Source organism: Acidovorax sp. SRB_24, from assembly GCF_012931925.1.
This window is the reverse complement of sequence record NZ_MWOM01000055.1, coordinates 1-26,230: the sequence shown is the minus strand read 5'-3', so window position 1 is coordinate 26,230 and position 26,230 is coordinate 1. Positions and strand designations below refer to the sequence as shown.

Here is a 26,230-nt window from a genome sequence, read left to right as displayed (position 1 = left end):
GGCCACTTTCAGGGCCCGCTTGTCCTGCAGATTCACTTTCATGATGTCTCCTTTTTTCACTGACACAAAAAGCGTGCTCAGCGTGCCGCACGCAGGGATCTGAGGCGTCCGACGACGCCGGTGGGAAAGTAATAGACCGACAACACAAACAGCACGCCCAGCCACAGCAGCCAGCGGTCGGGCGAGAGCAGTGCGGACAGCCAAGGCAGGCTGGAGGCCCCTTCGCTGCCCAGGCGCAGCAGGTCCTGCAGGTAGCTTTGCGCCACCAGGAACAGCACGGCGCCAATCACCGCGCCGTAGATCGTGCCCATGCCGCCGATCACCACGATGAGCAGGCAGTCCATCATGATTTCGAAGGAGAGCGACGTGTCGGGCCCGTTGTAGCGCAGCCAGATCGCCAGCATGCCGCCGGCCAGCGTGGCAAACAGCGCCGACAGCACGCTCGACGTGGTGCGGTACACCACCACGCGGTAGCCGATGGCCTCGGCGCGGAACTCGTTTTCGCGGATGGCCTGCAGCACGCGGCCGAACGGCGAGTTGACGATGCGCAGCAGCGCCAGCACCAGCGCCACGGCCACCACGAACAGCAGGTAGTAGCACAGCAGGCGCCCATCGAGCGATACGCCGAGGAACGGCTCGTCGGCGAACTCGAAGCTGGGCGACAGGACCGCGGGCACCTTGAAGGTCAGGCCGTCCTCGCCGCCCGTGATGTCCGACAGCTGCGAGGCCAGCGTCTGGAACGCAGCCGCCACGGCCAGCGTGATCATGGCGAAGAAGATGGCGCGCACGCGCAGCGAGAACAGCCCCACGGCCAGCGACAGCAGCAGCGACAGCAGCAGCGCGCCGCCGATGCCCACGGCCAGCGCCATCCACGTCGGGCCCAGGCGCGTGGTGGCCACGGCCACGCCGTAGGCACCGATGCCGAAGAACATGGTGTGCGCAAAGCTCACGATGCCGGTGTAGCCCAGCAGCAGGTCGAAGCTGGCGACCAGCACCACGAACACCAGCACCTTGGCCGCCACCGACAGCGCCTTGACGCCGGGAAACAGGAACGGTGCGAACGCCAGCCCGATCAGGATGGCCGCGAGGACCACCGCCAGCACCCTGCTGCGCGGAAAGTCGTTGGACAGAAGACGGTTCAACATGGTCTGTGCTTCCTCAACGGTTCGCCACGGGGTACACGCCCTGCGGGCGCCACAGCAGGATGGCGACCATCAACGCGATGTTCGAGAACAGCGCCGCCTTGGGCACCAGAAAGCCCGTGTAGTTGGCCATCAGCCCCACCAGCAGCGCGCCGATCAGCGCCCCGCCCGTGCTGCCCAGGCCACCGATGATGATGACGATGAAGATCAGCACATTGACCTGCGCGCCCATCTGCGGGATGACGTTCTGCTGGTACAGCCCCCACATCACGCCGCCCAGGCCCGCCAGCGCCGAGCCCACGACGAACACGCCGACGAACAGGCGGCGGATGCGGTAGCCGAGCGACTCGACCATCTCGCGGTCCTGCACGCCGGCGCGGATCAACAGCCCCACCTTGGTGCGCGCGAGCGTCCAGGCCAGCACGCCGAACACGAGCAGGCCGACGGCCACGGCCACGAGGCGGTATTTCTCGATCGCGGCGTCGCCCACCAGCAGCGCGCCGCGCATGCCTTCGGGCAGCGGCAGCGGAATCTGCGCCGGCCCCCAGACCACCTTGATCAGCTCCTCGCCGATGATCATGCCGCCCATGGTGATGAGGATCTGCTTCAAGTGCTGGCCATACACCGGCCGCACGATGAAGCGCTCGAACGCCAGGCCCACGGCGCCCGCCACCGCCATGGCCACCAGCATGGCCGGCAGCACGGCGACCAGATTGCGCCACAGCTCGGCGCTGCCCGTCCAGTCGCCCATGGCGCCCAGCACGCTGGTGGCGACGAAGGCGCCGAGCGCGATGAACACGCCGTGGCCAAAGTTCAGCACGTCCATCAGGCCGAACACCAGGGTCAGGCCCGAGGCGATGATGAAGATGATCATGCCCATGGCCAGGCCCGCCACGGTGAGCGTGAGCCAGGTCGAGGGCGAGCCGATGAAGGGCAGCACCAGCAGGGCCAGCGCCGGCACCAGCACCAGCGGTTTCCAGTCGAGATCGCGCGCACGCATGCCGTGGCCCCCTTTCCGCGCTGCGGAAAATATGTTTTTGATAGCTGTCCGCGCTTGCCACACAAGCGTTTGAGGCCGATTTGGCTTGAAGAATGCCGTCACAGTGCCAACCCCAACAGCGAACGCTGCAGCGCCTCGTCTTCGGCCAGCTGCGCCATGGAGCCTGCATGCACGACGGTGCCGTTGTCCATCACGGCCACCGAGTCGCCCAGGCGCTTGGCGAAATGGATGTTCTGCTCGACCAGCAGGATGGTCACGCCGCTCTTCTTGAGCTGGTCGAACGCCTCGATCATGTTGTTGACGATGGCAGGTGCCAGGCCCTTGCTGGGTTCGTCGACGATCAGCAGGTCGCGCGGCTCGACGATGGCGCGCGCCACCGCCACCATCTGTTTCTGCCCGCCCGAGAGCTTGCCGGCCGGATGGTTCCAGAACTTCTCCACGGCCGGGAACAGGCCAAAGATCCACTCCAGCCGCGCCGGGTCCATCTGCGCGGCGGTGCGGGCCGCACGAGCGGCCAGCAGCATGTTCTCCTTGACCGTGAGGTCGGCAAAGATGCCCATGTTCTCGGGCACATAGGCGATGTTCCTGCCCGCGATCTGCGGCGTGTGCAGCGCCGTGATGTCCTCGCCCGCGAAGTGGATCGAGCCCTTGGAGGCGTGCCACAGGCCCATGATGGTGCGCAGCGTGGTCGTCTTGCCCGCGCCGTTGCGGCCCAGCAGCAGGGTCAGCTCACCCCGGGGCACGGCCAGGTCGACGCCGTGCAGGATGTGGTAGGCGCCGATGTGCGTGTGCACGCCCTTGAGCTCCAGCAGGTTGTCGCTCATGCGGCCTCCTTCGTGACACCCAGGTAGGCCTCTTGCACCACGGGCGAGGCGATCACTTCGGCGGGCGCGCCGTCGGCCACCAGCGTGCCGTTGGTCAGCACGATGATGCGGTCGGCCAGCTCGCGCACCACGTCCATCTTGTGCTCGACCAGCAGGATCGTCTTGGTGGGGTCCTTCTTGAGTTCGCGGATCAGGTTCAGGATCACGGGGGCCTCGTCGTGGCCCATGCCGGCCGTGGGCTCGTCGAACATGTAGACCTGCGGTTCGAGCGCCATCAGCAGCGCCACTTCGAGCTTGCGCTGGTCGCCGTGCGGCAGGCTGGCGACGGCAGTGCCGCGGCGCTCCTGCAGCGCGACGGCCTCCAGGATGGCCTCGGCGCGCTCGGTCAGCACGCGGTGGTCGCTCCAGATGCTCCACAGGTTCAGGCCGCGGCGGTGCGGCCCTTCGCGCGTGGCCTGCACGGCCAGGCGCACGTTCTCCAGCACGCTGAGGCCCGGAAACAGGTTGGTCAGCTGGAAGGCGCGCCCGAGCCCGGCGCGCGTGCGTGCCGACGGGGCCAGGCCGGTGAGCTCGCGCCCGCCCAGCCGCACCGAACCGGCGCTGGCCTTGAGCTGCCCCGAGATCAGGTTGAAGTACGTGGTCTTGCCCGCGCCGTTGGGGCCGACGATGGCGGTGAGCGTGCCCGGCGCGAACGCGCAGCTCACGGCATTCACCGCCACATGGCCGCCGAAGCGAATGGTCAGGTCTTTTGTAGCCAGCATCGAAATTCAGGTAAAACCGCCCCAAACGCTTGATGGACAAGCGCTAAAAGCTATAAAAACAGAAGCAATCCGCCGTGGGCAGGCCGCGCTTGCGCCCTGCCCCCGCGCCGCATCAACGCGTATTGCGGACCGGGATCTGCATCTCTTCGGGCTTGATCTCGCGCACCAGCTCGGGCACGCCCCAGGCAAAGGCCGGGTCCACCTTGATCTTGAAGTGGTACATGCTCTGCAGGGCCTGGTGGTCTTCCTTGCGGAAGGTCATCTTGCCCTTGGGCGTGTCGAAGCTCATGCCTTCCATCGTCTTGATGAGCTTGTTGGTGTTGGTGTCGCCGCCCGTGGCCTTGAGCGCGGTGACCAGCGCCATGGCCGAGCTGAAGCCGCCGGCCGTGAAGAAGTCCGGCGGTGCCTTGAACTGCTTGTAGTGCGCGGCCACCAGGGCCTCGTTCACCGGGTTCTTGGGAATGCCGAAGTAGTAGTAGGTGGCGCCTTCCATGCCTGGGAAGTTCTTGAAGCTGGCCATGGCGGGCAGGATGTTGCCGCCGGTGGCAATCTCGATGCCATAGCGCTTCAAGTCCATGTCGGCGATCTTGAACGGGTTGCCGGCGCCGGCCCAGACAATCCAGATGATCTTGCGGCCCGGCTGGTCCTTGAGCTTGTCGATCAGGCGCTGCGCCCCGGCGGTGAAGTCGGTGGTGTTGGTGGGCAGGTATTCCTCGTGCACCAGCTTGGCGTTCTTGATGGCGTCCTTGAAGGCCTTCACGCCATCGCGGCCAAAGGCATAGTCCTGCGCCAGCGTGGCGATGGTCACGCCCGGCTTGTCGATGGCGACGGCGTTGGAGATCGCGTCCTGGCTGCTGTTGCGGCCGGTGCGGAAGATGTACTTGTTCCACTTATCACCGGTGATCGCGTCGGCCACGGCGGGCTCGACCAGCAGGATCTTCTTGTACTCCTCGGCCACGGGCAGCATCGCCAGCGCCACGCCGGACGAGGTGGGCCCCACGGCGATGTCGGCCTTGTCGTCCGAATAGGCGGCCGCCAGCAGGCTCTTGCCCAGGTCGGGCTTGCCTTGGTCGTCCTTCTCGATCACAACGATCTTCTTGCCATTGACCGCCATGGAGCCGCCCGTGGCGTAGTCCAGGCCCATCATCAGGCCGGTCTGGGTCTGCTTGCCATAGGCCTCGAGCGGTCCGGTCTTGCTGTAGATGTGGGCAATGCGGATTTCGTTGGACTGGGCCAGGGCCGGTGCCGAAAGCGTGGCGGCCAAAGCGGCCAGTGCGACCAGAGTGCGACGTTGCATGGGAAATGCCTCCTGTTGTGATGCCTGAACATCGCACAGTTCGTGCCAGCGGCGCAAGTGCTTGATGGGATGGGGAATTCATTTCCACGGCGTGGAATTTGCCTGAATTTCAGACACCCCAAATGGCTACTTTTCAGACAGCCGTGCAGTTCTTACACAGGGTTTTCCATGCGTGCATACAGCGTCGCGCGCGATATGCCGAGCCGGCGCGCCGTGGCTTGCTTGTTGCCGCCGTGCGCGGCCAGCGCGGCGGCGATGGCGCGGCGCTCGATCTCCGCCACCTGCTCGGCCAGCGGCCGCAGCAATCGGTCGTCGCCGGGCGCGCCGGACAGCGTCTCGGGCTCGGGCGCAGCGGGCTCCACGCCGGCCTCGCGCAGGATGCGCGTGAGCTGCGCGGCGTCGATGGTGTGCGAGTCGCTGCGCATGGCGGCCTGCTCCAGCACGTTGCGCAGTTCGCGGATGTTGCCGCGCCAGGGCTGCGCGGCCAGCAGCGCCATGGCGTCGGGCAGCAGCTCGGGCGGGGCGGTGCCGCTGCGCAGCGCCAGGTCTTCGCCCAGCACCTCGACCAGTGCCGGAATGTCGCTGCGCCGCTCGCGCAGCGGCGGCACGCGCAGCGGCAGCACGTGCAGGCGGTAGAACAGGTCTTCGCGGAAGCGCCCCTCGCGCACCAGCGCCGCAAGCTCGCGCGAGGTGGCGGCGACCACGCGCACGTTGAAGGGCACGAGCCGGTTCGAGCCCAGCGGCTCGATCTCGCCCTCCTGCAGCGCGCGCAGCAGCTTCGCCTGCAGGTTTTGCGGCATGTCGCCGATCTCGTCGAGGAACAGCGTGCCGCCGTCGGCCAGCTTGAACTTGCCGTCGCGTGCCTTGCGGTCGGCGCCGGTGTAGGCGCCGGGCGCCACGCCAAAGAACTCGGCCTCGAGCAGCGTGTCGGGCACGGCGGCGATGTTCACGCTGACGAACGGGCCGCTGGCGCGGCTGGAGGCGGCGTGGATGGCGTGCGCGAGCAGCTCCTTGCCCGTGCCGGTCTCGCCCAGCAGCAGCACCGGACTGGCCGACTGCGCCGCGCGCCGCGCCTGGCGCTTGACCTCGGCCGCGGCAGGGCTGGAGCCAACGAAGCTCGCAAAGGTGTACTTGGCCCGGCGCTCGCCCGCGCCGGCGCTGCCCAGCTGGCGCTTGCGCTGCACCGCCAGCTCGCGGCGCGCGTCGTCGAGGTCGCGCTGCAGCAGCGCGAACTTGCTGATCAGCGGCTGCAGCGTGGTCTCGGGGTGGTCGAACAGCACGATGCCGATGGCGCCGATGACGCGTTCGGCGTCGTCGCGCAGCGGAATGCGGCTGACCACGAAGGTGCCGGCCCGGTTGGTCAGCAGGTCGATCAGCACCGGCTGGCCGGTGTCGAGCACGCGGCGCATCTGCGTGTTGGGGATGACCTCCTCGACCATGCGGCCGACGAACTGGTCGAGCGAGGAGAAGCCCAAGTCGGGCAGGAAGCGCTGGTAGCCCTCGTTGACCCAGACGATGCGGCCGCTCTTGTCGACCAGGAACATGCCCTGGCTGACGCTGGAGAACAGCTGGAACATGGAGCGCGCGGCCAGCTCCAGAATGCCCTGCGCGTCCAGGGGCAGCGGGCTGTCAAAGGCGGCGGTGTTTGGCATGGCGGGCATGGTAGCGCAGGCCATGCGCCAGCGCTGCCTTACGCTACCAAAAAAAGAGCTGCCAGCGCTTATGCGATAAGCGCTGGCAGCCCATTTGGCTTGAAATTCGGCTCAGGCGGCCACGGGCCCGGGGCGGCGCTTTTGCATCCAGCGCATGGCACGCGGCAGCACCAGCACGGCCAGCACCAGCACCAGCACCGTGAGCGACATCGGACGCGTGACGAAGATCGACCAGCTGCCTTCGCCAATCGAGACGGCGTTGCGCATCTGTGCTTCGGCCAGCGGCCCCAGGATCATGCCGACCACCACCGGGGCGGTGGGAAAGTCAAAGCGCCGCATCAGCACGCCCAGCAGGCCGATGCCGTAGAGCAGGAACAGGTCGAACGTGCTTTGGCGCATGCCGTAGGCGCCCACCGTGGCGAAGATCAGGATGCCCGCATACAGCTGCGGCTTGGGGATCTTGAGCAGCTTGACCCACAGGCCGACCAGGGGCAGGTTGAGCACCAGCAGCATCAGGTTGCCGATGTAGAGCGAAGCGATCAGCGCCCACACCAGCGTGGCCGACGTGGTGAACAGCTGCGGCCCGGGGTTGATGCCGTAGTTCTGGAATGCGCCCAGCAGCACGGCCGTGGTGTTCGAGGTCGGAATGCCCAGCGTGAGCAGCGGAATCAGGGCCGCGGTGACGGTGGCGTTGTTGGCGGCCTCGGGGCCGGCGACGCCTTCGATGGCGCCCTGTGCGCCGAACTCGGCCTGGTCCTCGCCCTTGGCGAGCTTCTTTTCGACGGCGTAGCTCAGGAAGGTCGGAATCTCGGTGCCGCCGGCCGGGATGCAGCCGAAAGGCGCGCCGATCGCCGTGCCGCGCAGCCAGGCCGGGACGGAGCGCTTCCAGTCGCGCCGCGTCATGTGCACGCGGCCCATGCGGTTGCGCGACTCGACCACCCGGCCCTCGTACATCGCGGCGTACAGCACCTCGGCCACGGCAAACAGCCCCACGGCCACCAGCACGATGTCGATGCCGTCGAGCAGCTCGGACTTGCCGCCGGTGTAGCGTGCGGCGCCCGAGATCTGGTCCATGCCGATGCAGCCGGCAGCCAGGCCGATGAACAGCGCCGTCATGCCGCGCACCGTGCTCTTGCCCAGCACTGCGCTCACGGTGGTGAAGGCCAGCACCATCAGCATGAAGTACTCGGGTGGCCCGAGGCGCACGGCGAAGTCGGCGACGAAAGGCGCAAACAGGGTCACGATCACCGTCGCGATGGTGCCGGCCACGAACGAGCCGATGGCCGAGGTGGCCAGCGCGGCACCCGCGCGTCCGCTCTTGGCCATCTTGTTGCCCTCCATGGCCGTGACCATGCTGGCGGTCTCGCCCGGGGTGTTGAGCAGGATCGAGGTGGTCGAGCCGCCGTACATCGCGCCGTAATAGATGCCGGCAAAAAAGATCATCGAGGCCGTGATCTCGACCTTGGCCGTGATCGGCAGCAGCATGGCCACGGCCACGGCCGGGCCGATGCCCGGCAGCACGCCCACGGCCGTGCCCAGCGCGCAGCCGAACAGCGCCCACAGCAGGTTGGCCGGCGTCGCGGCGGTGGCAAAGCCCGCCATCAGTGCGTCAAATATTTCCATCACAGCCACCCTGTCTGCGTCAGCCCGGGCAGATTGATCGCCAGGAACTGCGTGAAAACCCAAAAGACCGGCGCCGAGATCAGCACACCGGTCACCACATCGACCCCCCAGGTGCGGGCGCTGCCCCCGCCCTGCCCCGCCGCGCGGCGCAGGCCCTGCACCGCCAGCAGGTAGCACAGCGTGCAGCTGACGATGAAGCCCAGCGTGGTGATCAGGGCGGCGTTGAGCAGCAGGCCCGCGGACACCCAGACGAGCGCTGGCACGTTGGCGCGCGCCGCGCCGCTGGGTTCGTCCATGGCGCGAAAGCCCCCGGACAGCGCCTCCCACAGCAGCAGCGCGCCGCACACTGCCAGCACGCCCGCCACCAGCCACGGCAGGAAATTGGGCCCCACGCCGCCATAGCCGGCGTTCGACGGAATGTCGAGCGCGCCCAGGGCCAGAGCGGCGGCGGTCAGCAGCACCGCGGCGCCCACCACGGCCTGCGTGCGCGTGGCCGGCACGACCGACGGCGCAGCGGAAAGGGACGGAGAAATGAGGTGATCAGACATGCTGAATCCTGTGCAAAGCCCGGGCGTCGGGGCCCGGAGAGCGACCACACCGCGGCGCCGCCATGGCACCGGCGGCGCGCGCGAAAAAAAAAGAAAAAGGGGAGCCCCAGAAGAACGCGATGCCGGTGCAGCCACCGGACGGCGCCGCCACGGCGCGCAACACGCTGCGCGCCGTGGCTTGAGCCCTCAGACCATGCCGGCCTTGACCATGGTGGCGCGCAGGCTGGCGAACTCGTTGTCGACAAAGTTGCCGAATTCGTCGCCGGCCATCCAGGCCGGGGTCCAGCCGTTCTTCTGCAGCGCCTCGGCCCAGGATGGGCTCTTGACGGCTTTTGCGACGCGGTCAATCAGCGACTTGCGCTGCTCTGCCGAGATGCCGGGCGCGCCGTAGACGCCGCGCCAGTTGCCGATTTCCACGTTGACGCCCTGCTCTTTCAGGGTCGGCACGTTGATGCCCTTGAGGCGCTGGTTCGATGTCACGCCGATCGGCTTCATCTTGCCGCTGGCAATGTATTCGGCGAACTCGCTGTAGCCACTGCCGCCAATGGTCACGTTGTTGCCCAGGATGGCGGCAATCGCCTCGCCGCCTCCGCGGAACGCCACGTAGTTGATCTTGGCCGGGTCCACCCCGACCTCGCGCGCCAGCATGGCGGCGGCAATGTGTTCGGTCGAGCCGCGCGAGCCGCCCCCCCACTTCACGCTGCCGGGGTCCTTCTTGAGCTGGGCGATCACCTCGGCCATGCTCTTGTAAGGGGAGTCTGCGGGCAGCACGAACACGTTGTATTCGCTCGTCAGGCGCGCGATCGGCGTGACCTGCGAGAGGTTGACCGGCGGCTTGCCCGTAATGATGCCGCCCAGCATCACCGCGCCCATCACCATCAGCGCGTTCGGGTCGCCCTTGCTGCCGTTGACGAACTGCGCCAGGCCGATCGCGCCGGCCGCGCCGCCCTTGTTGTCGTAGGTGACCGACGAGGCCGCACCCGAATCGAGCAGGGCTTTGCCGAGCGCGCGACCGGTGGAATCCCAGCCGCCGCCGGGGTTGGCCGGCAGCATCATCTTGATGGCGCTGGCGGTTTGCGCCGAAACCGGCAGCACGCCCGCGGCGGCGAGGGCGGCAAGGGATTTGAGAAAGGTATCGCGACGCATGGCTGTCTCCTTGTAGGGGTTGGCGAACTTTCCGATGATGGGGGCGCATCCTGTCAATCGGCTGTCCGCACGCTCAGGGAAAACACCCATGCGATGGCCCCGGCGCGGCGGTGCTAAGGTGCCGCCCACCATGCAATTGCTCCTCGTTGAAGACGACCCCACCATGCAGGCCACGCTGCAGCGCGCCCTGGCACGCCGCGGCATGGAAGTGACCGCCGTGGGCGACGGCCGCAGCGCGCTCGCCCGCTGGAGCGACCTGGCCCCCGACGCCGTCGTGCTCGACCTGACGCTGCCCGGCCTGGACGGCCTGCAGGTGCTGGAGCAGGCCCGCGCGCGCGGCCTGCGCACGCCGGTGCTGATCCTGACCGCGCGCGGCACCATCGGCGACCGGGTGCTGGGCCTCAACGCCGGCGCCGACGACTACCTGCCCAAGCCTTTCGACCTCGACGAGCTCGAGGCGCGGCTGCGCGCGCTGCAGCGCCGCAGCCACGACCCGGTTCAAGCCAAATCGGGCTCCAGCGCAATACAGATGGGCGCTATACGCTATGAAAAAGAGAGTGGCGCGATCTACCTGAACGGCGCCATCATGGAACTGACGCCGCGCGAGCTGGCCCTCATGCATGCGCTGCTGGCGCAGCCCGGCCACGCCGTGGCCAAGGAGCGGCTGTATGGGCTGGTCTTCCCGGGCCAGCTCGACGTGCAATACGAAGCCATCGAAGTGGTGGTGTACCGCCTGCGCAAAAAGCTTGCCGGCACGGGCCTGACGCTGATGACGCTGCGCGGCCTGGGCTACCTGCTCAAGACCGACACCGCATGAGCGCCTCTGCTGCCACGCCGCGCCAGCACCGGGTGCGCGCCCTGTCGCTGCGCGGGCAGCTGCTGTTGGGCATCCTGCTGCCGGTGCTGCTGTTCATTGCGTTCAACACCTTCAGCCTGTACCGGCAGACGCTGGCCTCGCTGCACACCGCCTACGACCGCACTCTGCTGGCCTCGGCTAAGAGCATCAGCGAGCAGCTGGACGTGAGCGGCTACGACGAAGCCGCCACGCTATACGCCACCGTGCCGTATTCGGCGCTCGAAGCCTTCGAGGCCGACAACCAGAGCCACATGTTCTACCGCGTCTCCACATTGCAAGGCGCGCTGGTCTCGGGCTACGCCGACCTGCCCGTGTGGCACGGCCGCATTCCCCAGCGGCCTCCGTATGCGGCGTTGGTGGACTTCTACGACGACCACTTCCAGGGCCGCAAGGTGCGCGTGGCCGTGCTGCTGCAGCCCGTGGCCACCGCCTCGGGGCGCGGCATGGCCGTGGTCCAGGTGGCGGAAACGCTGGAGGTGCGCGAGACGCTGGCGCTGCAGATCCTGTGGAACACCCTGGTGCGCCAGGCGCTGCTGGTGGCCGTGGTCGCCCTCACCGTGGTGGCCGTGGTGCAGCGCGCCACGCGCCCGGTGCGCCAGCTCAGCGCCGCCCTGCAGGCGCGCCCGGAAGGTGACCTGAGCCCCATCGCCACGGCCTCGGCGCCGCGCGAACTGCAATCGCTGGTCGATGCCACCAACCAGGTCATGCGCCGCCTGCAGCACCTCCTGCAGCACCAGAAGCGCTTCGTGCGCGACACCGCGCACCAGCTGCGCACGCCCCTGGCGGTGCTCAAGACACAGGTCCAGTCGGCGCTGCGCGGCGATGCGCCGCCGCTGCAGGCCCTGCAGGAGATCGAGGGCACGGTGGACCGCGCCACCCAGTTGGCCAACCAGATGCTGGCACTGGCCAAGGTCGAGCAATTGCGCCAGCAGGCACCGCCGCCTGTCGCGCGCTTTGAAGAGGTGCTGCGCGCCGTGGCGCTGGAGCTGTCGCCGCTGATCGCACACAAAGACCTCGACTTCGGCATCCACACCGACGCAGCCCCCGTGCGCGCGCACGAGTGGATGCTGCGCGAGCTGGCGCGCAACCTGCTGCACAACGCCGTGCGCCACGCGCCGCAGGCCAGCGTGCTGGGCGTGGAGCTGCGCAGCGACGGCCGCCATGTGGTGCTTACCGTGGCCGACCAGGGCCTCGGCATCGACAGCGAACTGGCCGCGCGCCTCTACCAGCCGTTTTCGGCCGGCGACGTGCGCACCGGCTCGGGCCTGGGACTGGCCATCTGCCAGGAGATCGTGCAGGCGCTGGGCGGCAGCATCGCCCTCACCAACCGCCAGCATGCGCGGCGCACCGTCGGGCTCGACGCCGTGGTCGTGTTGCCGCAGGCTGCGCCCGAACCGCCAGCGCACGCCGCGCCAGGCGGCGCGGCACAATAGGTGCCATGGACAGCCCCGACACCCTGCGCATTGACAAGTGGCTGTGGTGCGCGCGCTTTTTCAAGACCCGCAGCCTGGCGACGGAAGAAATCGCCAGGGGGCGCATCAGTGTCAACGGCCAGACCGCCAAGGCCTCGCGCGAGGTGCGCGCAGGCGACACCGTGGCCCTGCGCCAGGGCCAGGTGCCGCGCACCGTGGTCGTGCGCGGCCTGGCCCGCACGCGCGGCCCCGCGCCCGTGGCGCAGCAGCTCTACGAAGAAACCGCCGAGAGCATCAGCGCACGCGAAAAGGCCGCCGAGCAGCGCCGCCTGTCCCCCGAGCCCGCCGCGGCATTGCAGGAAGGCCGCCCGACCAAACGCGACCGCCGCGACATCGACCGCGCCCGCGACTGGGGCAGCCGCTGGAGCGCATCGGTGGACGACGCAGACTGACGCGCGGCGTCGGCCCACCCCCGCCAGGCTACGCCAACACTCCACGGATGTCAGAACAAAACGACCCCTAGTGATCGGATCATTGGGATGTTGTTGGGCGAGACGATGTGAATCGAACCCATGACGCCGGAAGCCCAGTGTGGTGAATCCGCGAGCGGGCGACATCGGAAGGCCGTTGTAAGCCTTGCCACATAACATGCCGTCACAACAACGGAGGCGGCATGCAAACCACCATCACCATCGTCGCTTTGCCGCCCGCTCGAAGCAGGCAACTCCTTCGACCAAGCCAGCCAGCCAGCCAGCGGATGGAGTGTCTGCAGGCAGCAAAACAACCTGAGCGACTTGTCGGCAGAGCCAACGCAGGCGCCACCTCCAGCTGTGCTCCGCACGCGGTCTCTGCAGCGCCATCGCACTCCGCAGCCCGACGTGCGGCCGCCACAAGAAGCTCTGGCGTAACCTGCTGCGCCGGTCTCAGAGGTGGAACAACATACACCATCACCGCCAGTGGGCGGTTGCTAAACGCTGCGGCTCTTCAAAGATCGGGCCGCTGAGGGCTGCTGTCCAGCCAGGCACGCATCGCTCTGGCCCGGCGCAGGGGTGGCTGCCGCCGTGCCCCCGCTTTGATCGGGGCTTTTATTGCATGGCCCCCGGGGCCACGCCAAAATCAATTGTGGCCAAACAGGAGGCATGCATGTCAATCGAGTACCTGCAGCAGCTGGCCTCGGACGGGACGTTCCCCGTTGACGTGACCGACGAGGCCAAGATCGACACCCTGCGCATCTTGAAAGCGGCCGGCATGGTCGAGGTGCAGCTTCCAGATGGCGACCGCAGCCATGCATGCGTTCATGCCATCACAGGCAAAGGCCGCGCAGCCATGTTGGCGGAGATTGCGAACCAGGTCATTGCCCGGCGCAGCGCTGACGTGGAGTCGGCCTTGCGAATCCGCGTGTAGGGGATTGGCCAAACAGACCGCCCTGCTCTTCGGCAGTACCAACGTGCCCCTGGCGCTGCTCACTGATCCCAACCCGTTCTGGGTGGCCAGGCCCGCAGGGGCCTTCTGTGCAGGTGAAGATGCGGGAGCTGCGCGTCCCAGACGTGGACAAGAGATTCGATTTGGCCGCCCGTGAAGCGCTCTTTGGGAACTCAACGCCCGAGAAAGCCGCAATTCAGGATAAACACCAGAATTAGCACGGAGTGCTAGAGGCCTAAAATGAAAAAGCCCCAAACGACTCAATCGCTTAGGGCTCTTTATCCTGGCGGAAACGGAGGGATTCGAACCCTCGATGAGGCTCTACACCCCATACTCCCTTAGCAGGGGAGCACCTTCGGCCACTCGGTCACGTTTCCAATCCGGCTATTATGCCTCAGATTTGGGCCGGTTTAAGCGGTGACCTGGTCCAGACCGAAGGCCGTGTGCAGCGCGCGCACCGCCAGTTCGAGGTACTTTTCATCGATGACCACCGAGGTCTTGATCTCTGACGTGGAGATCATCTGGATGTTGATGCCTTCTTCGCTCAGCACGCGGAACATGGTGCTGGCCACGCCCACGTGGCTGCGCATGCCGATGCCCACGATGCTCACCTTGCAGATGTTCGGGTCGCCCACGACTTCCTGCGCGCCCAGCTCAGGCACCACCTTGGTGCGCAGCAGTTCGATCGCGCGATGGAAGTCGCTGTGGTTCACCGTGAAGCTGAAGTCGGCCTTGCCGTCCTTGCTGATGTTCTGGATGATCACATCGACTTCGATGTTGGCGTCCGCCACGGGGCCGAGGATGCGGTAGGCAATGCCGGGCGTGTCGGGCACGCCGAGCACAGTGATCTTGGCCTCGCCGCGGTTGAATGCGATGCCGGATACAACGGCTTTTTCCATTTTTTCGTCTTCCTCAAAAGTGATGAGCGTGCCCGATTGGGCTTCTTCTGCCAGGTCGATGTCCCAGGGCGTGAAGCTGGAGAGCACGCGCATGGGCACCTTGTACTTGCCGGCGAATTCGACCGAGCGGATCTGCAGCACCTTGCTGCCCAGGCTGGCCATTTCGAGCATTTCCTCGAAGCTCACCGTGCCCAGGCGGCGTGCCGCGGGCACGACACGCGGGTCGGTGGTGTAGACGCCATCGACATCGGTGTAGATCAGGCACTCCTTGGCCTTCATGGCAGCGGCAATGGCCACGGCGGAGGTGTCCGATCCACCTCGGCCGAGCGTGGTGATGTTGCCGTTGTCGTCGATTCCCTGGAAGCCCGTGACGATCACTACCCTGCCGGCGTCGAGGTCGGCGCGCACACGCTGGTCGTCAATCGACTCGATGCGGGCTTTGGTGTGGCTGCTGTCGGTGCGCACGGGCACCTGCCAGCCGGTGTAGCTGACGGCGGACATGCCTTCGGCCTGCAGCGCAATCGCCAGCAGCGCCGAGGAGGCCTGCTCGCCCGTGGCGGCCAGCATGTCGAGTTCGCGGTGGTATTCGGCGGTGGCGCGCTCGGGCGCGAGTTCGCCCGCCAGGCCCAGCAGGCGGTTGGTCTCGCCGCTCATGGCGCTGGGCACCACCACGATCTGGTGGCCAGCGCGCGCCCATTTGGCCACGCGCTTGGCCACGTTGCGGATGCGCTCGGGCGAACCCATCGACGTGCCGCCGTATTTTTGAACGATCAATGCCATTGGTGTTGTGTCGTGACGAAACGGCGCAGGTTGGACGGTGTTTTGGAACGCAGCCGTTTCTCATGCAGGGGGGGGGCCAAAACCCTCGGGATTGTACCAATGCAGCCCCGTCCCCCTGCGCTCGACGAAGCCGCCCCCCACCTTGAGGTGAATGCGGTGGCCACGCGTAGTGCAGGCGAGGATCTGGCGCTGCAGTGCCGCCAGTTGCGCTGTGGCCGGCGTGGTCTGGTGCGTGCTGCGCAGCCAGTGACGCAGCACGTTGGCCTGGCGCGCGCCACTGAGCGCCTGCAGCGCGGCGATCTGCGGCGGCACGCCGACGGCGGCCAGGTCCTGCTGGGCGAGTTCGTACAGCAGTTCGCTGGCCTGGGCCGCGTGCGCCGCACTGCGCGCGAAGGTGTCGCGGAACGCGGGAAAGACGGCACCGAGCGCGGGCAGCAGGCGCGCGCGGATGCGGTTGCGCGTGTAGCGCTCGTCGCTGTTGCTCGGGTCTTCGACCCAGGTCTCGCCGCGCGCCTGCAGCCAGGCGCGCACGTCGGCGGCTGCCACCTTCAGCAGCGGCCGGTGCCAGGCCATGCCGCCGCGCTGCCACTGCGCCGGCATGGCGGCCAGCCCGGCCACGCCGGCGCCGCGCGAGAGCGCCAGCAGCAGGGTCTCGGCCTGGTCGTCGGCATGCTGCGCCAGCGCTATGGATTGAATAGCTGCATGCGCTTGACTGGCTTGCGCTGCAGCCTCAAAAGCTTTGTACCGGGCGATGCGCGCCGCATCTTCGGGGCTTTGCCCGGGCGCATGGCGCGCATCGACGCGCTGCACCGCCAGCGGCACCTGCAGCCGCGCGCACAGCGCAGCGCAGTGCTGCTCGAAGTGGTCGGCTGCGGCCTGCAGGCCGTGGTGCACGTGGATGGCCCGCACCTGGCCTGGCCAGCGCGCAGCACAGGCCAGCAGCAGGGCGGTGGAGTCGGCGCCGCCACTCAGGCCCACGGCCAGCGGCAGCGCAGGCGCAAAGGCGCGCAGCGCGGCGTCGAAGGACTGGGTCATGGCTCAGCCCCGCAAGCCTGGCCGGCTTTCAGCGGCTGTCGGCCTTGGTGTCGGTGAAGCGCCCGTAGCTTTGCAGGCGCTCGTAGCGGCGGTCCAGCAGCTCCTTGACCTTGAGGTCGGCGACCTGGCGGAAAGCATCGCCCAGGGCGCGCTTGAGGAAGGCGGACATCTGCTTGGGATCGCGGTGGGCGCCGCCCACAGGTTCGCTGACGATCTTGTCGACCAGGCCCAGCGCCTTGAGGCGGTGGGCCGTGATGCCCAGGGCCTCGGCCGCGTCCTGGGCCCGCTCGCTGGTCTTCCAGAGGATGGAGGCGCAGCCTTCGGGGCTGATCACCGAGTAGATCGAGTACTGCAGCATCAGCAGCTGGTCGCCCACGCTGATGGCCAGGGCGCCGCCCGAACCGCCTTCGCCGATGATCGTGGTGATGATCGGCACTTCGAGCTGCGCCATCTCGTAGATGTTGCGGCCGATGGCTTCCGACTGGCCGCGCTCCTCGGCGTCGATGCCCGGAAAGGCACCGGGCGTGTCGACGAAGGTGAACACCGGCAGGTGGAACTTCTCGGCCGTCTTCATGAGGCGCAGCGCCTTGCGGTAGCCCTCGGGGCGCGTCATGCCGAAGTTGCGCAGCGCGCGCTCCTTGGTGTCGCGTCCCTTCTGGTGGCCCAGCACCATGCAGGCATGGCCGTTGAAGCGCGCCAAGCCGCCAACGATGGATTTGTCGTCGGAAAAGTGGCGGTCTCCGTGCAGCTCGACAAAGTCGGTGAACAGGTCGCGCACGTAGTCGAGCGTGTAGGGCCGCTCGGGGTGGCGCGCGATCTTCGTGATCTGCCAGGGGGTCAGCTCGGCATAGATGTCTTTGGTGAGCTGCTGGCTCTTTTTGCTCAACTGGTCGATTTCGTCAGAGATATCGACCGCGCTTTCGGACTGCACGTAGCGCAGCTCTTCGATCTTGGCTTCGAGTTCCGCAATAGGGTGTTCGAAATCCAGAAATGTTTTTTTTGCCAAGTTGTTTCTCCTTGATCGCCATGCACAAGGGCAGTGGCGACAAGCGTTCAATATGCGACCGGCAGCGGCGCCAGCGATCGCCAAATATACCAAGTCGCCACGCTGCACCAAGGCTTCCAGGCCTCGGCCACCTCGCGCGCGTCACTGCGGCTGACCGGGTCACCCGAAAAATAATTGAGGCTGATGCCATTGATCAGCCCCACGTCATCGAGCGGCAGCACATTGGGCCGCATGAGGTGAAAGATCAGGAACATTTCGGCGGTCCAGCGGCCCACGCCGCGGATCGCGACCAGCTCGGCAATGATGGCCTCGTCGTCCATGCCCTGCCAGCCATCGACATGCAGCTTGCCGGCGTCAAAGTGCAGCGCCAAATCCACCAGGTAGTCCACCTTGCGCGCCGACAGCCCCACGCCGCGCATGTCGTCGACCTTGAGCCGGAGCACGTGCGCCGGCGCCATGGCCGGCGGCAGCGCGGCAAAGCGGTCCCACACGGTCTGCGCAGCCTTGACCGAAATCTGCTGGCCCACGATGGAGCGCGCCAGCGTGGTGAAGGCGTCGCCGCGCGACTGCAGCGTGGCCTCGCCCAGCTGGGGGATCAGGCGCTTCATCACCCGGTCCTTCTTCATGAGGTGCTTGCGGGCTTCCGCCCAATACCCGGGCGCGGCCAGGTCGGCGGCCTCTATTGCTATGTTTTTAGAAGCTGGCACGGCAAGTCCCATATGCCTTATCGGCCATTTTCATGATTAAAAGGCTCACGGGGCCACTTCCCAGGTCGTGCCCGCGGCGGCGTCCTTGAGGACGATGCCGGCGGCCAGCAGCTCGTTGCGGATGCGGTCGGCCTCGGCAAAATTTTTCGTGGCCTTGGCCGCAGCGCGCGCCGCGATCTGCGCCTGGATGGCCGCCTCGTCCAGCGTCGCGCCCGACTGCAGGAAAGCCTGCGGGTCGCCTTGCAGCAGGCCCAGGCAGCCGCCCAGGCTTTGGAGCAGACCGGCGGCCTGCGCCGACCGGCTGCGGTTGACCTCGCCGGCCAGATCGAACAGCACCGCCACGGCCTCGGGCGTGCCGAAGTCTTCGTCCATGGCGGCCTTGAAGCGGGCCGCATGGGGCTCGGCCCAATCGATCGCCACCTCTGCCGGCGCCACCAGGGCGAGCGCCGTGTACAGGCGCTTGAGCGCGGCGCGCGCGTCGTCCAGGTGCACGTCGCTGTAGTTCAGAGGGCTGCGGTAGTGGCTGCGCACGACGAAGAAGCGCACGGTCTCGGCGTCGTATTCCTTGAGCACGTCACGGATGGTGAAGAAGTTGCCCAGCGACTTGGACATCTTCTCGTTGTCCACATTGATGAAGCCGTTGTGCATCCAGGTCTGCGCAAGCGGCTTGCCGGTGGCGCCTTCGCTCTGGGCGATCTCGTTCTCGTGGTGCGGAAACTGCAGGTCGGCGCCGCCGCCGTGGATGTCGAAGCTCTCGCCCAGCAGTGCGCAGCCCATGGCCGAGCACTCGATGTGCCAGCCGGGGCGCCCCGGGCCCCAGGCGCTGCTCCACTTCACCTCCTCGGGCTCGCTGGGCTTGGCGCTTTTCCAGAGCACGAAGTCGAGCGGGTCGTGCTTGCCGTCCTGCACGGCCACGCGCTCGCCGGCATGGAGTTCATCGAGCGACTTGCCCGAGAGCTTGCCGTAGCCGGCGAACTTGCGCACCGCAAAGTTCACGTCGCCCTCGCCGGCCTGGTAGGCCAGCCCTTTGCTTTCGAGCCGGCCGATCAGGGACAGCATCTGCGGCACATAGTCGGTGGCGCGCGGCTCGTGCGTGGGGCGCTCGATGCCGAGGGCATCGGCGTCCTGGTGCAGGGCGCCGATCATGCGGTCGGTCAGGCCGCGCACGGTTTCGCCGTTCTGCACGGCGCGCTGGATGATCTTGTCGTCGATATCGGTGATGTTGCGCACATACGTGACGCGCAGGCCGCTGGCGCGCAGCCAGCGCTGCACCACATCGAACGCGACCATGGAGCGCGCATGTCCCAGGTGGCACAGGTCGTACACCGTCATGCCGCAGACATACATGCGCACATGGCCGGGGTCGAGCGGTGCAAAGTCCTCCAACGCACGCGTGAGCGTGTTGTAGATGCGCAGGGTCATGGGGTCACTGGAAGGGAAAGGCAAACAGCGCTGCAGGCAGCGCATTCGGGGCAAATCAGGGGGCGTTGCGCAGCGGGGCGCGGGGCAGGAAGCGGGGGCGCGCCGCGCGGGCCCTCAGCTACAATCTGCGGCAGTATATCGCCCACCGCCGGGCTCTGCGCCCCGCTTTAGCAAAGACACCTATGAACCTCGCACCGTCGGCGCTCGCGCGCATTTTGCACCACGGCGCCCGGCTGCTCGCCCTCGGCGCCTTGCTGGCAAGTCCGCTCGCCCATGCCGACGACTACAGCGATGTCAACCAGTTGATGCGCCAAGGCAAGCATGCCCAGGCGCTGGCACGTGCCGATCAGTACCTGGCGGCCAAGCCGCGCGACCCGCAGATGCGCTTTCTCAAGGGCGTGATCCAGTCTGATAGCGGCAAGAGCGCCGACGCCACGGCCACCTTCGTCCAGCTGACCGAGGACTACCCCGAGCTGCCCGAACCCTACAACAACCTGGGCGTGCTGTACGCCGGCCAGGGGCTGTACGACAAGGCGCGCGCAGCGCTGGAAATGGCCATCCGCACCAACCCCAGCTACGCCACGGCGCAGGAAAACCTGGGCGACGTCTATGCGCGCCTGGCCAGCCAGGCCTACAGCAAGGCGCTGCAGCTCGATGCCAGCAACACGTCCGTGCCCCCCAAGCTGGTGCTGATCCGCCAGCTGTTCACGCCCGGCACACCGGGCGCGCGCCCTGCCCCGGCCAAAACCGCCCCCAAGGCCGAACCCGCAGCGCTCAGGCCCGCAGCCGCGAACGCCGAACCCGGCGCCGCGGCCACCGACAGCAGCGCACGCACCGTCGGCAAGGCGCGTTACAGTGCCGACCCGCTCCAAGTATCCAGCCGCATGACGCCAGAACGGGTCAAGTCGGGCGAGCGCTGGCTCCGCGTGCGTGAATCCACGGGTGCCTGAGGGCGGCCACACCGGCATGGCAGGGGCAGAGCGCACCCGCGCACTCGCCGGTGGTTGAAGTGCACACCTTGACGTTTCCTCTTTGGGTGTTCGGCCCTACCAGTGTGGCGTTGGCCACGGGCGCCGCCCAAGCAGTTCTCGCGCGCGCCAGTATTGGATGCTGCACGACCGCCTGTGGAAAACAATCTACGAAGGAGTGATCGAATGATTTCCAGACGAAAATCGACTCTAGCGCTTTCAGTCATTGCGCTGACAGCTATGTTTTCAATAGCGCCATCGGTCCAGGCGCAGGCTGCGCCCCAGGTCAAGCTCGCCACCTCGATGGGCGACATCGTGGTGCAGCTCGACCCTGCCAAGGCGCCCAAGACCGCGGAGAACTTCCTGCAATACGTGCGGGACAAGCACTACGACGGCACCATCTTCCACCGCGTGATCGACGGCTTCATGGTGCAGGGCGGCGGCTTCACGGCCGACATGGCGCAAAAGCCCGCGCGCGCGCCGATTCCTCTCGAGGCCGCCAATGGCCTGAAGAACGACACCTATACCATCGCCATGGCGCGCACCGGCAACCCGAACTCGGCCACCGCGCAGTTCTTCATTAACGTCAAGGACAACGCCATGCTCAACGCGCCCCAGCCGGACGGATACGGCTATGCCGTGTTCGGCAAGGTGGTCCAGGGCAGCGACGTGGTCGACAAGATCAAGGCCGTGGCCACCGGCAGCCGCGGCGGCCACCAGAACGTGCCCACCACCCCTGTCACCATCATTTCCGCCACGGTGCTGAAGTAACCCCTCCCCTCTCTCAAAGGAACCTGCCATGAGCAACCCCCAAGTCGAACTGCACATCACCGGCTACGGTGTCATCACCCTCGAACTCGACGCCGACAAGGCGCCCAAGTCGACCGCCAACTTCCTGTCGTACGTGAACAAGGGCCACTACAACAACACGGTGTTCCACCGCGTGATTCCCGGCTTCATGGTGCAGGGCGGCGGCTTCGAGCCCGGCATGAACCAGAAGGGCACGGACGCGCCCATCGAGAACGAGGCCAACAACGGCCTCAAGAACGCCAACTACACCGTGGCCATGGCCCGCACCGGCGACCCGCACTCGGCTACCGCGCAGTTCTTCATCAACGTGGCCGACAACGGCTTCCTGAACCACACCGCCCCCTCGGCCCAAGGCTGGGGCTACGCCGTGTTCGGCAAGGTGGTTGCCGGCACCGAGGTGGTCGACAAGATCAAGGCCGTGAAGACCGGCCGCAAGGGCTTCCACGACGACGTGCCCAAGGAAGACGTCGTCATCGAAAAAGCCGTCGCGCTGTAACCGCACCGCACTGCGCAGCATGACCCCGGCCGTGCCCCCGATCCAGGAGCTTGCCGCTCCTGCGCACTGGCGCACGGTCGATGTCATCTCCGACCTGCACCTGCAAGCCAGCGAGCCGGCCACCGTGGCCGCCTGGCAGCGCTACCTGCAGACCACGCCGGCCGATGCCCTGTTCATTCTGGGCGACCTGTTCGAGGTTTGGGTCGGCGACGACGCCATCGGCGACACCCGCGACGCCGACAGCCGTTTTGAAGCGCAGTGCTGCGCCCTGCTGCGCGCCGCCGCCCAACACATGGCGGTGTTCTACATGCACGGCAACCGCGACTTTCTGGCGGGTCCGGCCTTTCTCGCGCACTGCGGCACCACCGGCCTGACAGACCCCACCGTGCTGGAGTTTGCGGGCCGGCGCACGCTGCTGAGCCATGGCGACGCGCTGTGCCTGGACGACGTGGACTACCAGCGCTTTCGCCGGCTGGCGCGCAGCGCGGCGTGGCAGCGCGACTTTCTGGCCCAGCCCCTGGCCACGCGGCGCGCGCAGGCGCGCGCCATGCGCAACGAGAGCGAAGCACGCAAACACTCGGGCCAGCCCTATGCCGACGTGGACGGCCCCGCCGCCGCCGCCTGGCTGCGCGCCGCCCGGGCCGACACTCTGGTCCACGGCCACACGCACCGCCCCGCAGAGCACGCGCTCGCACCGGGCCAGCGGCGCTTGGTGCTGAGCGACTGGGATGGCGCAGCCCAGCCCCCGCGCGCCGAGGTGCTGCGCCTGGACGCCGCAGGCCTGCACCGCGTGGTGCCGGACTGAAGGCCGCCATGGGCGGTTGGTACCGGCGCCTGTGGCGGCAGCTGCGCGGGCGCATTGCGCCCGTGCCGGACATTCCCGCCACGCTGTGGCTGCGCACCGTGCAGCACTACCCCTTTCTCGCCAACCTTCCCCTGCACGACCAGGCCAAGCTGCGCGCACTCAGCGCGCTGTTCCTGCAGCGCAAGCAATTCCATGGCGGCCACGGCCTCACCGTGACCGACGCCATGGCCGTGGCCATCGCCGCCCAGGCCTGCCTGCCGCTGCTGCACTGGGGCGATCCGGCGCAGGCGCTGGGCTGGTACGACGATTTCGTCGGCATCGTGGTCCACCCGGGCGCCGTGGTCGCGCGCCGCCATGTCACCGACGAGGCCGGCGTGGTGCACCACTACGACGAGCACCTGGTGGGCGAGGCCATGGAGCGCGGCCCCGTGATGCTGAGCTGGCACGACGTGCACGCGGCGGGCCGCAGCGCCGAGCACGGCACCAACGTCGTGCTCCATGAATTCGCCCACAAGCTCGACATGCGCAGCGGCGCGGCCGACGGCTGCCCGCCGCTGCCCGCCGGCTTCATGGGCACCTCGGGTGCGCGCGCGGCCCACGCGCTGTGGTGGGCGGCCTGGGATCCCGCCTATGCGGCTTTCCGCGAGCAGGTGCTGATTGCGCAGCGCTTCGGCGGTGCGGCGCCGTGGCTGGACGCCTATGGCGCCACGGCGCCAGCAGAGTTTTTTGCCGTGGCCTGCGAAGCCTATTTCGTCAACCGTGCGCGCTTCGCGTCAGAATTTCCTGCACTCCTGCCCCTGCTGGATGCGTTCTTCCAGCGGCCCGCGGCAGCGGCTTGAAGGCTGTGGGGCGCGCGGCAGTCCGCACCGGCTAGGCGCCGCCGCCCTGTGGGAAAGACCGCTCACCGGTGTCTGTGTCCGCGTCCGGCGACGGCAGGAGCGCGATAAAACGCGCCGTGGCCGGGTTCAGGTTGTCGGCCCGCCATACACAGGACAGCACCGCATGCGCCGGCGGGGTCGCGCCGTCCAGCCACCGGTACACCAGCCGCCCCGCATGGCCCTGCACCGCCGACGCGGGCACCAGTGCCGCGCCCATGCCTGCTTCCACGAGCGCCAGCAGGGTCGGCAAGATGCTCAGGTGCTGCACATCCGGGCGCACCTGCGCCAAGGCGAAAACGCCTTCGACCAGTTCATGAAAATAACGCGCGCCTTCGGCCTGGTAGCCGATCCAAGGCAGGCCGTGCAGCGCCTGCACCGGAACACGCGCCATGTCCGCCAAGGCGTGGCCGACCGGCAGGGCCAGCACCAACGGGTCGCGGGCCACGACGCGGGACGCCAGGTCCGGCCCATCCATCGTGGGAGACAGGCGCACCAGAGCGGCATCGATGCGGCCGCTGCGCACGCCATCGATCAGCACATCCGATGTCATCTGCCGCAAGTCCAGCGCCACTGCGGGGTAGTGCGTGCGATAGGCCTGCAGCGCGTCCGGCAGCACGCGGTACACCGTGCTGTGCGTGAACCCCAGCGTGAGGTGCCCCGCCTCGCCGCGCGCCGTGCGCTGCACGGCATGCTGTGCCGCCTCCGCCTCTGCGATCAGCTGGCGCGCGCGCTCCAGCAGCAAGCGACCGGCGGGCGTGAGCTGCACCGAGCGGGTCGTGCGCACGAGCAGCGCCGCCCCCAGATCCTCTTCGAATTGGCGGATCTGCTGGCTCAAGGGCGGCTGGCTGATGTGCAACCGCTGCGCAGCGCGGCCAAAGTGCAACTCTTCGGCGACGGCCACAAAGGCAAGCAAAGCACGAGAGAGCAACATTAAGACCTTTATCGACCTAAACAGATATTAATTTTATATTAGACATATCAGTCTGCCGCTTCTATTCTGCAGCCCTCCACCCGATGTGGCGCTTTCACCCCCTTTGGAGTCTTCTGATGACACGTTTTCTCAAGTCCCGCCGAGCACTTCTTGCCGCTGCCCTGCTGGGCGCTGTCGCACACACTGGCGTAGCACAGGCGCAAGCCACCTACCCCTCCAAGCCGGTGCAGATCGTCGTGCCGTTTGCCGCAGGCAGCGTCACCGACCTGCTCGCGCGCATCGTGGCGCAGCGGCTGGCCGAAGCACTCGGGCAGCCCGTGGTCATCGACAACAAGGCCGGCGCAGACGGCAACATCGGCGCGGCCTATGCTGCAGCCGCCGCACCGGACGGCTACACGCTGATGATGGGCGCGGCCAGCACCAACGCGATCAACCCCAGCCTGCATAAGAACCTGCGCTTCGATGCAATGCGCGACTTCGCTCCCATCACCAACGTGGCGGCGATGCCCAACGTGCTCGTGGTCGGCCCGCAGGTGCCCGCGCGCAGCGTCAAGGACTTCATCGATGCCGCCAAGACCGACAAATACAGCTTCGCCTCCAGCGGCGCGGGCGGCAGCATGCACCTGTCGGGTGAGCTCTTTAAAAACATGGCCCAGATTCCGGACTTTCTGCATGTCCCATACAAAGGCGGCAGTGCACCGGTGACCGATGTGATGGGCGGGCGCGTGAGCGCCATGTTCTGCAACCTGCCGCTGTGTCTGCCGCACATCCGCAGCGGCAAGCTCACGGCGCTGGGCGTGACCTCCACCAAGCGCTCGCCATTGCTGCCCGACGTGCCTACCATCGCACAGGCCGGCGTCCCCGGCTACGACGTAGAAGGCTGGTTCGGCCTGTTTGCACCGGCCGGCGTGCCCAAACCCATCCTCACGCGCCTGAACCAGGAAGTGGTGCGCATCCTGCAGGAGCCCAAGGTGCGCGAATTGCTGCTGGCGCAAGGCGCAGAGCCCATCGGCGACAGCCCCGAGGCATTCGGCGCGTTCGTGAAGAAAGAGCACGACCGCTGGGCCAAGGCCATCCGCGCCGCCGGCATCACCCCGCAGTAACGGCGCCCGCCCGATTTCCAGCATGAAACCAGCCAACCAACTCACCGCGCTGCAGGCGCTGGGCGCCATTGAAAACGGCACCCTCACCAGCGAAACACTCACGCGCGCCTGCCTGGACCGCATTGAAGAGCGCAACCCGGATGTGCTCGCCTTCACCGCCATCGACCCTGCACTGGCGCTGCAGCACGCCCGGGCGGCCGACCGCGCCGCGGCGGCGCCGCTGCGCGGCTTGCCCTTCGCCGTCAAGGACGTGATCGACACCGCGGACCACGCCACTGCCTACGGCTCGCCGATCTATGTGGGCCACCGCCCCGTCGCGGACGCGGCCTGTGTCGCCACTGCGCGCGAGCACGGCGCCTTCGTCCTGGGCAAAGTCGCCACCAGCGAATTCGCCACGCAAACCCCGAGCACCACCCGCAACCCACACCGGCTGGAACACACGCCCGGCGGATCCTCGAGCGGCTCGGCGGCCGCGGTCGCCGACTGCATGGTGCCCGTGGCCTTCGGCACGCAGACCACTGCTTCGACGGTGCGCCCGGCGTCGTACTGCGGCGTGGTGGGCTACAAGCCCACTTTCGGATTTTTCAACGCCGCCGGCCTCAAACCCCTGAGCCCTGGGCAGGACACCATCAGCGTGATCACCCGCACGGTGGAAGACGCCGCGCTGTTCAGCTTCGGCCTGCATGGCGTGCGCCTGACCCAGAGCG

26 protein-coding genes and 1 tRNA gene are annotated in these 26,230 nt (G+C 67.5%); 11 read left to right on the top strand and 16 right to left on the bottom strand.

Features of this window, described 5'->3' with window-relative positions:
• Positions 1-77 precede the first annotated feature (77 nt).
• The 9 genes from B2J89_RS16305 to B2J89_RS16265 form a co-directional block, all read right to left on the bottom strand.
• Positions 78-1,145, bottom strand: a complete 1,068-nt coding sequence (locus tag B2J89_RS16305) for a branched-chain amino acid ABC transporter permease (protein ID WP_169170078.1) — start codon at positions 1,143-1,145, stop codon at positions 78-80.
• 13 nt (positions 1,146-1,158) lie between these two features.
• Positions 1,159-2,142 (bottom strand): branched-chain amino acid ABC transporter permease, encoded by a 984-nt coding sequence (locus B2J89_RS16300; RefSeq protein WP_169170077.1) that lies wholly within the window; start codon positions 2,140-2,142, stop codon positions 1,159-1,161.
• A 98-nt stretch (positions 2,143-2,240) separates the two neighbouring features.
• On the bottom strand, positions 2,241-2,966 hold the full coding sequence (locus B2J89_RS16295; protein WP_169170076.1) for an ABC transporter ATP-binding protein: 726 nt from the start codon (positions 2,964-2,966) through the stop codon (positions 2,241-2,243).
• Entirely contained in the window at positions 2,963-3,727 is a 765-nt protein-coding gene (locus B2J89_RS16290) for an ABC transporter ATP-binding protein (protein WP_169170075.1), read from the bottom strand. Before B2J89_RS16290 ends, B2J89_RS16295 begins: the two co-directional genes overlap by 4 nt.
• A 112-nt stretch (positions 3,728-3,839) precedes the next feature.
• Positions 3,840-5,024 (bottom strand): substrate-binding domain-containing protein, encoded by a 1,185-nt coding sequence (locus B2J89_RS16285; protein ID WP_169170074.1) that lies wholly within the window; start codon positions 5,022-5,024, stop codon positions 3,840-3,842.
• Between the two features lie 152 nt (positions 5,025-5,176).
• Positions 5,177-6,685, bottom strand: a complete 1,509-nt coding sequence (locus B2J89_RS16280) for a sigma-54-dependent Fis family transcriptional regulator (RefSeq protein WP_169170073.1) — start codon at positions 6,683-6,685, stop codon at positions 5,177-5,179.
• Positions 6,686-6,787: 102 nt separating this feature from the next.
• Complete coding sequence (locus B2J89_RS16275) at positions 6,788-8,299, bottom strand: tripartite tricarboxylate transporter permease (RefSeq protein ID WP_169170072.1); 1,512 nt, start codon at positions 8,297-8,299, stop codon at positions 6,788-6,790.
• Positions 8,299-8,847, bottom strand: coding sequence for a tripartite tricarboxylate transporter TctB family protein (locus B2J89_RS16270; protein ID WP_169170071.1), 549 nt, complete (start codon positions 8,845-8,847; stop codon positions 8,299-8,301). Before B2J89_RS16270 ends, B2J89_RS16275 begins: the two co-directional genes overlap by 1 nt.
• Before the next feature lie 186 nt (positions 8,848-9,033).
• Positions 9,034-9,993: a tripartite tricarboxylate transporter substrate binding protein gene (locus B2J89_RS16265; RefSeq protein ID WP_169170070.1), complete on the bottom strand. Its 960-nt coding sequence runs from the start codon at positions 9,991-9,993 to the stop codon at positions 9,034-9,036.
• A 130-nt stretch (positions 9,994-10,123) separates the two neighbouring features.
• Here B2J89_RS16265 and B2J89_RS16260 point away from each other — a divergent pair, with 130 nt between their 5' ends.
• From B2J89_RS16260 to B2J89_RS16245, 4 genes are all read left to right on the top strand, one after another.
• Positions 10,124-10,810, top strand: coding sequence for a response regulator transcription factor (locus B2J89_RS16260; protein WP_169170069.1), 687 nt, complete (start codon positions 10,124-10,126; stop codon positions 10,808-10,810).
• Positions 10,807-12,282: a sensor histidine kinase gene (locus B2J89_RS16255; RefSeq protein ID WP_169170068.1), complete on the top strand. Its 1,476-nt coding sequence runs from the start codon at positions 10,807-10,809 to the stop codon at positions 12,280-12,282. The genes B2J89_RS16260 and B2J89_RS16255 overlap by 4 nt, the downstream gene beginning before the upstream one ends.
• A gap of 5 nt (positions 12,283-12,287) precedes the next feature.
• Positions 12,288-12,713, top strand: a complete 426-nt coding sequence (locus tag B2J89_RS16250; protein ID WP_169170067.1) for an RNA-binding S4 domain-containing protein — start codon at positions 12,288-12,290, stop codon at positions 12,711-12,713.
• Positions 12,714-13,404: 691 nt separating this feature from the next.
• The gene (locus tag B2J89_RS16245; protein WP_169170066.1) at positions 13,405-13,665 is read left to right on the top strand and encodes a hypothetical protein; all 261 of its coding nucleotides are present in this window, start codon (positions 13,405-13,407) and stop codon (positions 13,663-13,665) included.
• Positions 13,666-13,967: 302 nt separating this feature from the next.
• On the opposite strand, the gene B2J89_RS16240 is transcribed toward B2J89_RS16245, so the two are convergent.
• The 6 genes from B2J89_RS16240 to cysS form a co-directional block, all read right to left on the bottom strand.
• Positions 13,968-14,060: transfer RNA gene (locus B2J89_RS16240), tRNA-Ser, on the bottom strand.
• Positions 14,061-14,093: 33 nt separating this feature from the next.
• A complete protein-coding gene (locus B2J89_RS16235) occupies positions 14,094-15,362 on the bottom strand; it encodes an aspartate kinase (protein ID WP_169170065.1) in 1,269 nt (422 codons plus the stop codon).
• Positions 15,363-15,422: 60 nt separating this feature from the next.
• Positions 15,423-16,397, bottom strand: a complete 975-nt coding sequence (tilS, locus tag B2J89_RS16230; protein ID WP_169170064.1) for a tRNA lysidine(34) synthetase TilS — start codon at positions 16,395-16,397, stop codon at positions 15,423-15,425.
• Between the two features lie 28 nt (positions 16,398-16,425).
• Complete coding sequence (locus tag B2J89_RS16225) at positions 16,426-17,403, bottom strand: acetyl-CoA carboxylase carboxyltransferase subunit alpha (protein WP_169170063.1); 978 nt, start codon at positions 17,401-17,403, stop codon at positions 16,426-16,428.
• A 47-nt stretch (positions 17,404-17,450) separates the two neighbouring features.
• Positions 17,451-18,122, bottom strand: coding sequence for a DNA-3-methyladenine glycosylase (locus B2J89_RS16220; protein ID WP_169170062.1), 672 nt, complete (start codon positions 18,120-18,122; stop codon positions 17,451-17,453).
• A 33-nt stretch (positions 18,123-18,155) separates the two neighbouring features.
• Positions 18,156-19,532, bottom strand: a complete 1,377-nt coding sequence (cysS, locus tag B2J89_RS16215; RefSeq protein WP_169170061.1) for a cysteine--tRNA ligase — start codon at positions 19,530-19,532, stop codon at positions 18,156-18,158.
• A gap of 182 nt (positions 19,533-19,714) precedes the next feature.
• On the opposite strand from cysS, the gene B2J89_RS16210 reads away from it, so the two are divergent.
• The 5 genes from B2J89_RS16210 to B2J89_RS16190 all read left to right on the top strand — a co-directional run bounded on the left by B2J89_RS16210 (position 19,715) and on the right by B2J89_RS16190 (position 23,450).
• Positions 19,715-20,482 (top strand): tetratricopeptide repeat protein, encoded by a 768-nt coding sequence (locus tag B2J89_RS16210; protein WP_205763859.1) that lies wholly within the window; start codon positions 19,715-19,717, stop codon positions 20,480-20,482.
• Positions 20,483-20,686: 204 nt separating this feature from the next.
• Positions 20,687-21,271, top strand: coding sequence for a peptidylprolyl isomerase (locus tag B2J89_RS16205; RefSeq protein WP_169170060.1), 585 nt, complete (start codon positions 20,687-20,689; stop codon positions 21,269-21,271).
• 28 nt (positions 21,272-21,299) lie between these two features.
• Entirely contained in the window at positions 21,300-21,806 is a 507-nt protein-coding gene (locus B2J89_RS16200) for a peptidylprolyl isomerase (RefSeq protein ID WP_169170059.1), read from the top strand.
• Positions 21,807-21,825: 19 nt separating this feature from the next.
• A complete protein-coding gene (locus B2J89_RS16195) occupies positions 21,826-22,611 on the top strand; it encodes a UDP-2,3-diacylglucosamine diphosphatase (RefSeq protein WP_169170058.1) in 786 nt (261 codons plus the stop codon).
• Between the two features lie 8 nt (positions 22,612-22,619).
• Positions 22,620-23,450 (top strand): zinc-dependent peptidase, encoded by an 831-nt coding sequence (locus B2J89_RS16190; protein ID WP_169170057.1) that lies wholly within the window; start codon positions 22,620-22,622, stop codon positions 23,448-23,450.
• Positions 23,451-23,481: 31 nt separating this feature from the next.
• Here the strand turns inward: B2J89_RS16190 and B2J89_RS16185 are convergent, their stop codons facing one another.
• Positions 23,482-24,420: a LysR family transcriptional regulator gene (locus B2J89_RS16185; RefSeq protein ID WP_169170056.1), complete on the bottom strand. Its 939-nt coding sequence runs from the start codon at positions 24,418-24,420 to the stop codon at positions 23,482-23,484.
• A 116-nt stretch (positions 24,421-24,536) separates the two neighbouring features.
• Here B2J89_RS16185 and B2J89_RS16180 point away from each other — a divergent pair, with 116 nt between their 5' ends.
• A complete protein-coding gene (locus B2J89_RS16180; protein ID WP_169170055.1) occupies positions 24,537-25,523 on the top strand; it encodes a tripartite tricarboxylate transporter substrate binding protein in 987 nt (328 codons plus the stop codon).
• Between the two features lie 22 nt (positions 25,524-25,545).
• Positions 25,546-26,230 (top strand): amidase (locus B2J89_RS16175; protein WP_169170054.1); only part of this gene is annotated, 685 nt, incomplete at its 3' end.

Coding starts and splice junctions, on each gene's coding strand:
- B2J89_RS16305 (WP_169170078.1), bottom strand. CDS start 1,145: ATGTTGAACCGTCTTCTGTCCAACGACTTTCCGCGCAGCAGGGTGCTG.
- B2J89_RS16300 (WP_169170077.1), bottom strand. CDS start 2,142: ATGCGTGCGCGCGATCTCGACTGGAAACCGCTGGTGCTGGTGCCGGCG.
- B2J89_RS16295 (WP_169170076.1), bottom strand. CDS start 2,966: ATGAGCGACAACCTGCTGGAGCTCAAGGGCGTGCACACGCACATCGGC.
- B2J89_RS16290 (WP_169170075.1), bottom strand. CDS start 3,727: ATGCTGGCTACAAAAGACCTGACCATTCGCTTCGGCGGCCATGTGGCG.
- B2J89_RS16285 (WP_169170074.1), bottom strand. CDS start 5,024: ATGCAACGTCGCACTCTGGTCGCACTGGCCGCTTTGGCCGCCACGCTT.
- B2J89_RS16280 (WP_169170073.1), bottom strand. CDS start 6,685: ATGCCCGCCATGCCAAACACCGCCGCCTTTGACAGCCCGCTGCCCCTG.
- B2J89_RS16275 (WP_169170072.1), bottom strand. CDS start 8,299: ATGGAAATATTTGACGCACTGATGGCGGGCTTTGCCACCGCCGCGACG.
- B2J89_RS16270 (WP_169170071.1), bottom strand. CDS start 8,847: ATGTCTGATCACCTCATTTCTCCGTCCCTTTCCGCTGCGCCGTCGGTC.
- B2J89_RS16265 (WP_169170070.1), bottom strand. CDS start 9,993: ATGCGTCGCGATACCTTTCTCAAATCCCTTGCCGCCCTCGCCGCCGCG.
- B2J89_RS16260 (WP_169170069.1), top strand. CDS start 10,124: ATGCAATTGCTCCTCGTTGAAGACGACCCCACCATGCAGGCCACGCTG.
- B2J89_RS16255 (WP_169170068.1), top strand. CDS start 10,807: ATGAGCGCCTCTGCTGCCACGCCGCGCCAGCACCGGGTGCGCGCCCTG.
- B2J89_RS16250 (WP_169170067.1), top strand. CDS start 12,288: ATGGACAGCCCCGACACCCTGCGCATTGACAAGTGGCTGTGGTGCGCG.
- B2J89_RS16245 (WP_169170066.1), top strand. CDS start 13,405: ATGTCAATCGAGTACCTGCAGCAGCTGGCCTCGGACGGGACGTTCCCC.
- B2J89_RS16235 (WP_169170065.1), bottom strand. CDS start 15,362: ATGGCATTGATCGTTCAAAAATACGGCGGCACGTCGATGGGTTCGCCC.
- tilS (WP_169170064.1), bottom strand. CDS start 16,397: ATGACCCAGTCCTTCGACGCCGCGCTGCGCGCCTTTGCGCCTGCGCTG.
- B2J89_RS16220 (WP_169170062.1), bottom strand. CDS start 18,122: ATGGGACTTGCCGTGCCAGCTTCTAAAAACATAGCAATAGAGGCCGCC.
- cysS (WP_169170061.1), bottom strand. CDS start 19,532: ATGACCCTGCGCATCTACAACACGCTCACGCGTGCGTTGGAGGACTTT.
- B2J89_RS16210 (WP_205763859.1), top strand. CDS start 19,715: ATGAACCTCGCACCGTCGGCGCTCGCGCGCATTTTGCACCACGGCGCC.
- B2J89_RS16205 (WP_169170060.1), top strand. CDS start 20,687: ATGATTTCCAGACGAAAATCGACTCTAGCGCTTTCAGTCATTGCGCTG.
- B2J89_RS16200 (WP_169170059.1), top strand. CDS start 21,300: ATGAGCAACCCCCAAGTCGAACTGCACATCACCGGCTACGGTGTCATC.
- B2J89_RS16195 (WP_169170058.1), top strand. CDS start 21,826: ATGACCCCGGCCGTGCCCCCGATCCAGGAGCTTGCCGCTCCTGCGCAC.
- B2J89_RS16190 (WP_169170057.1), top strand. CDS start 22,620: ATGGGCGGTTGGTACCGGCGCCTGTGGCGGCAGCTGCGCGGGCGCATT.
- B2J89_RS16185 (WP_169170056.1), bottom strand. CDS start 24,420: ATGTTGCTCTCTCGTGCTTTGCTTGCCTTTGTGGCCGTCGCCGAAGAG.
- B2J89_RS16180 (WP_169170055.1), top strand. CDS start 24,537: ATGACACGTTTTCTCAAGTCCCGCCGAGCACTTCTTGCCGCTGCCCTG.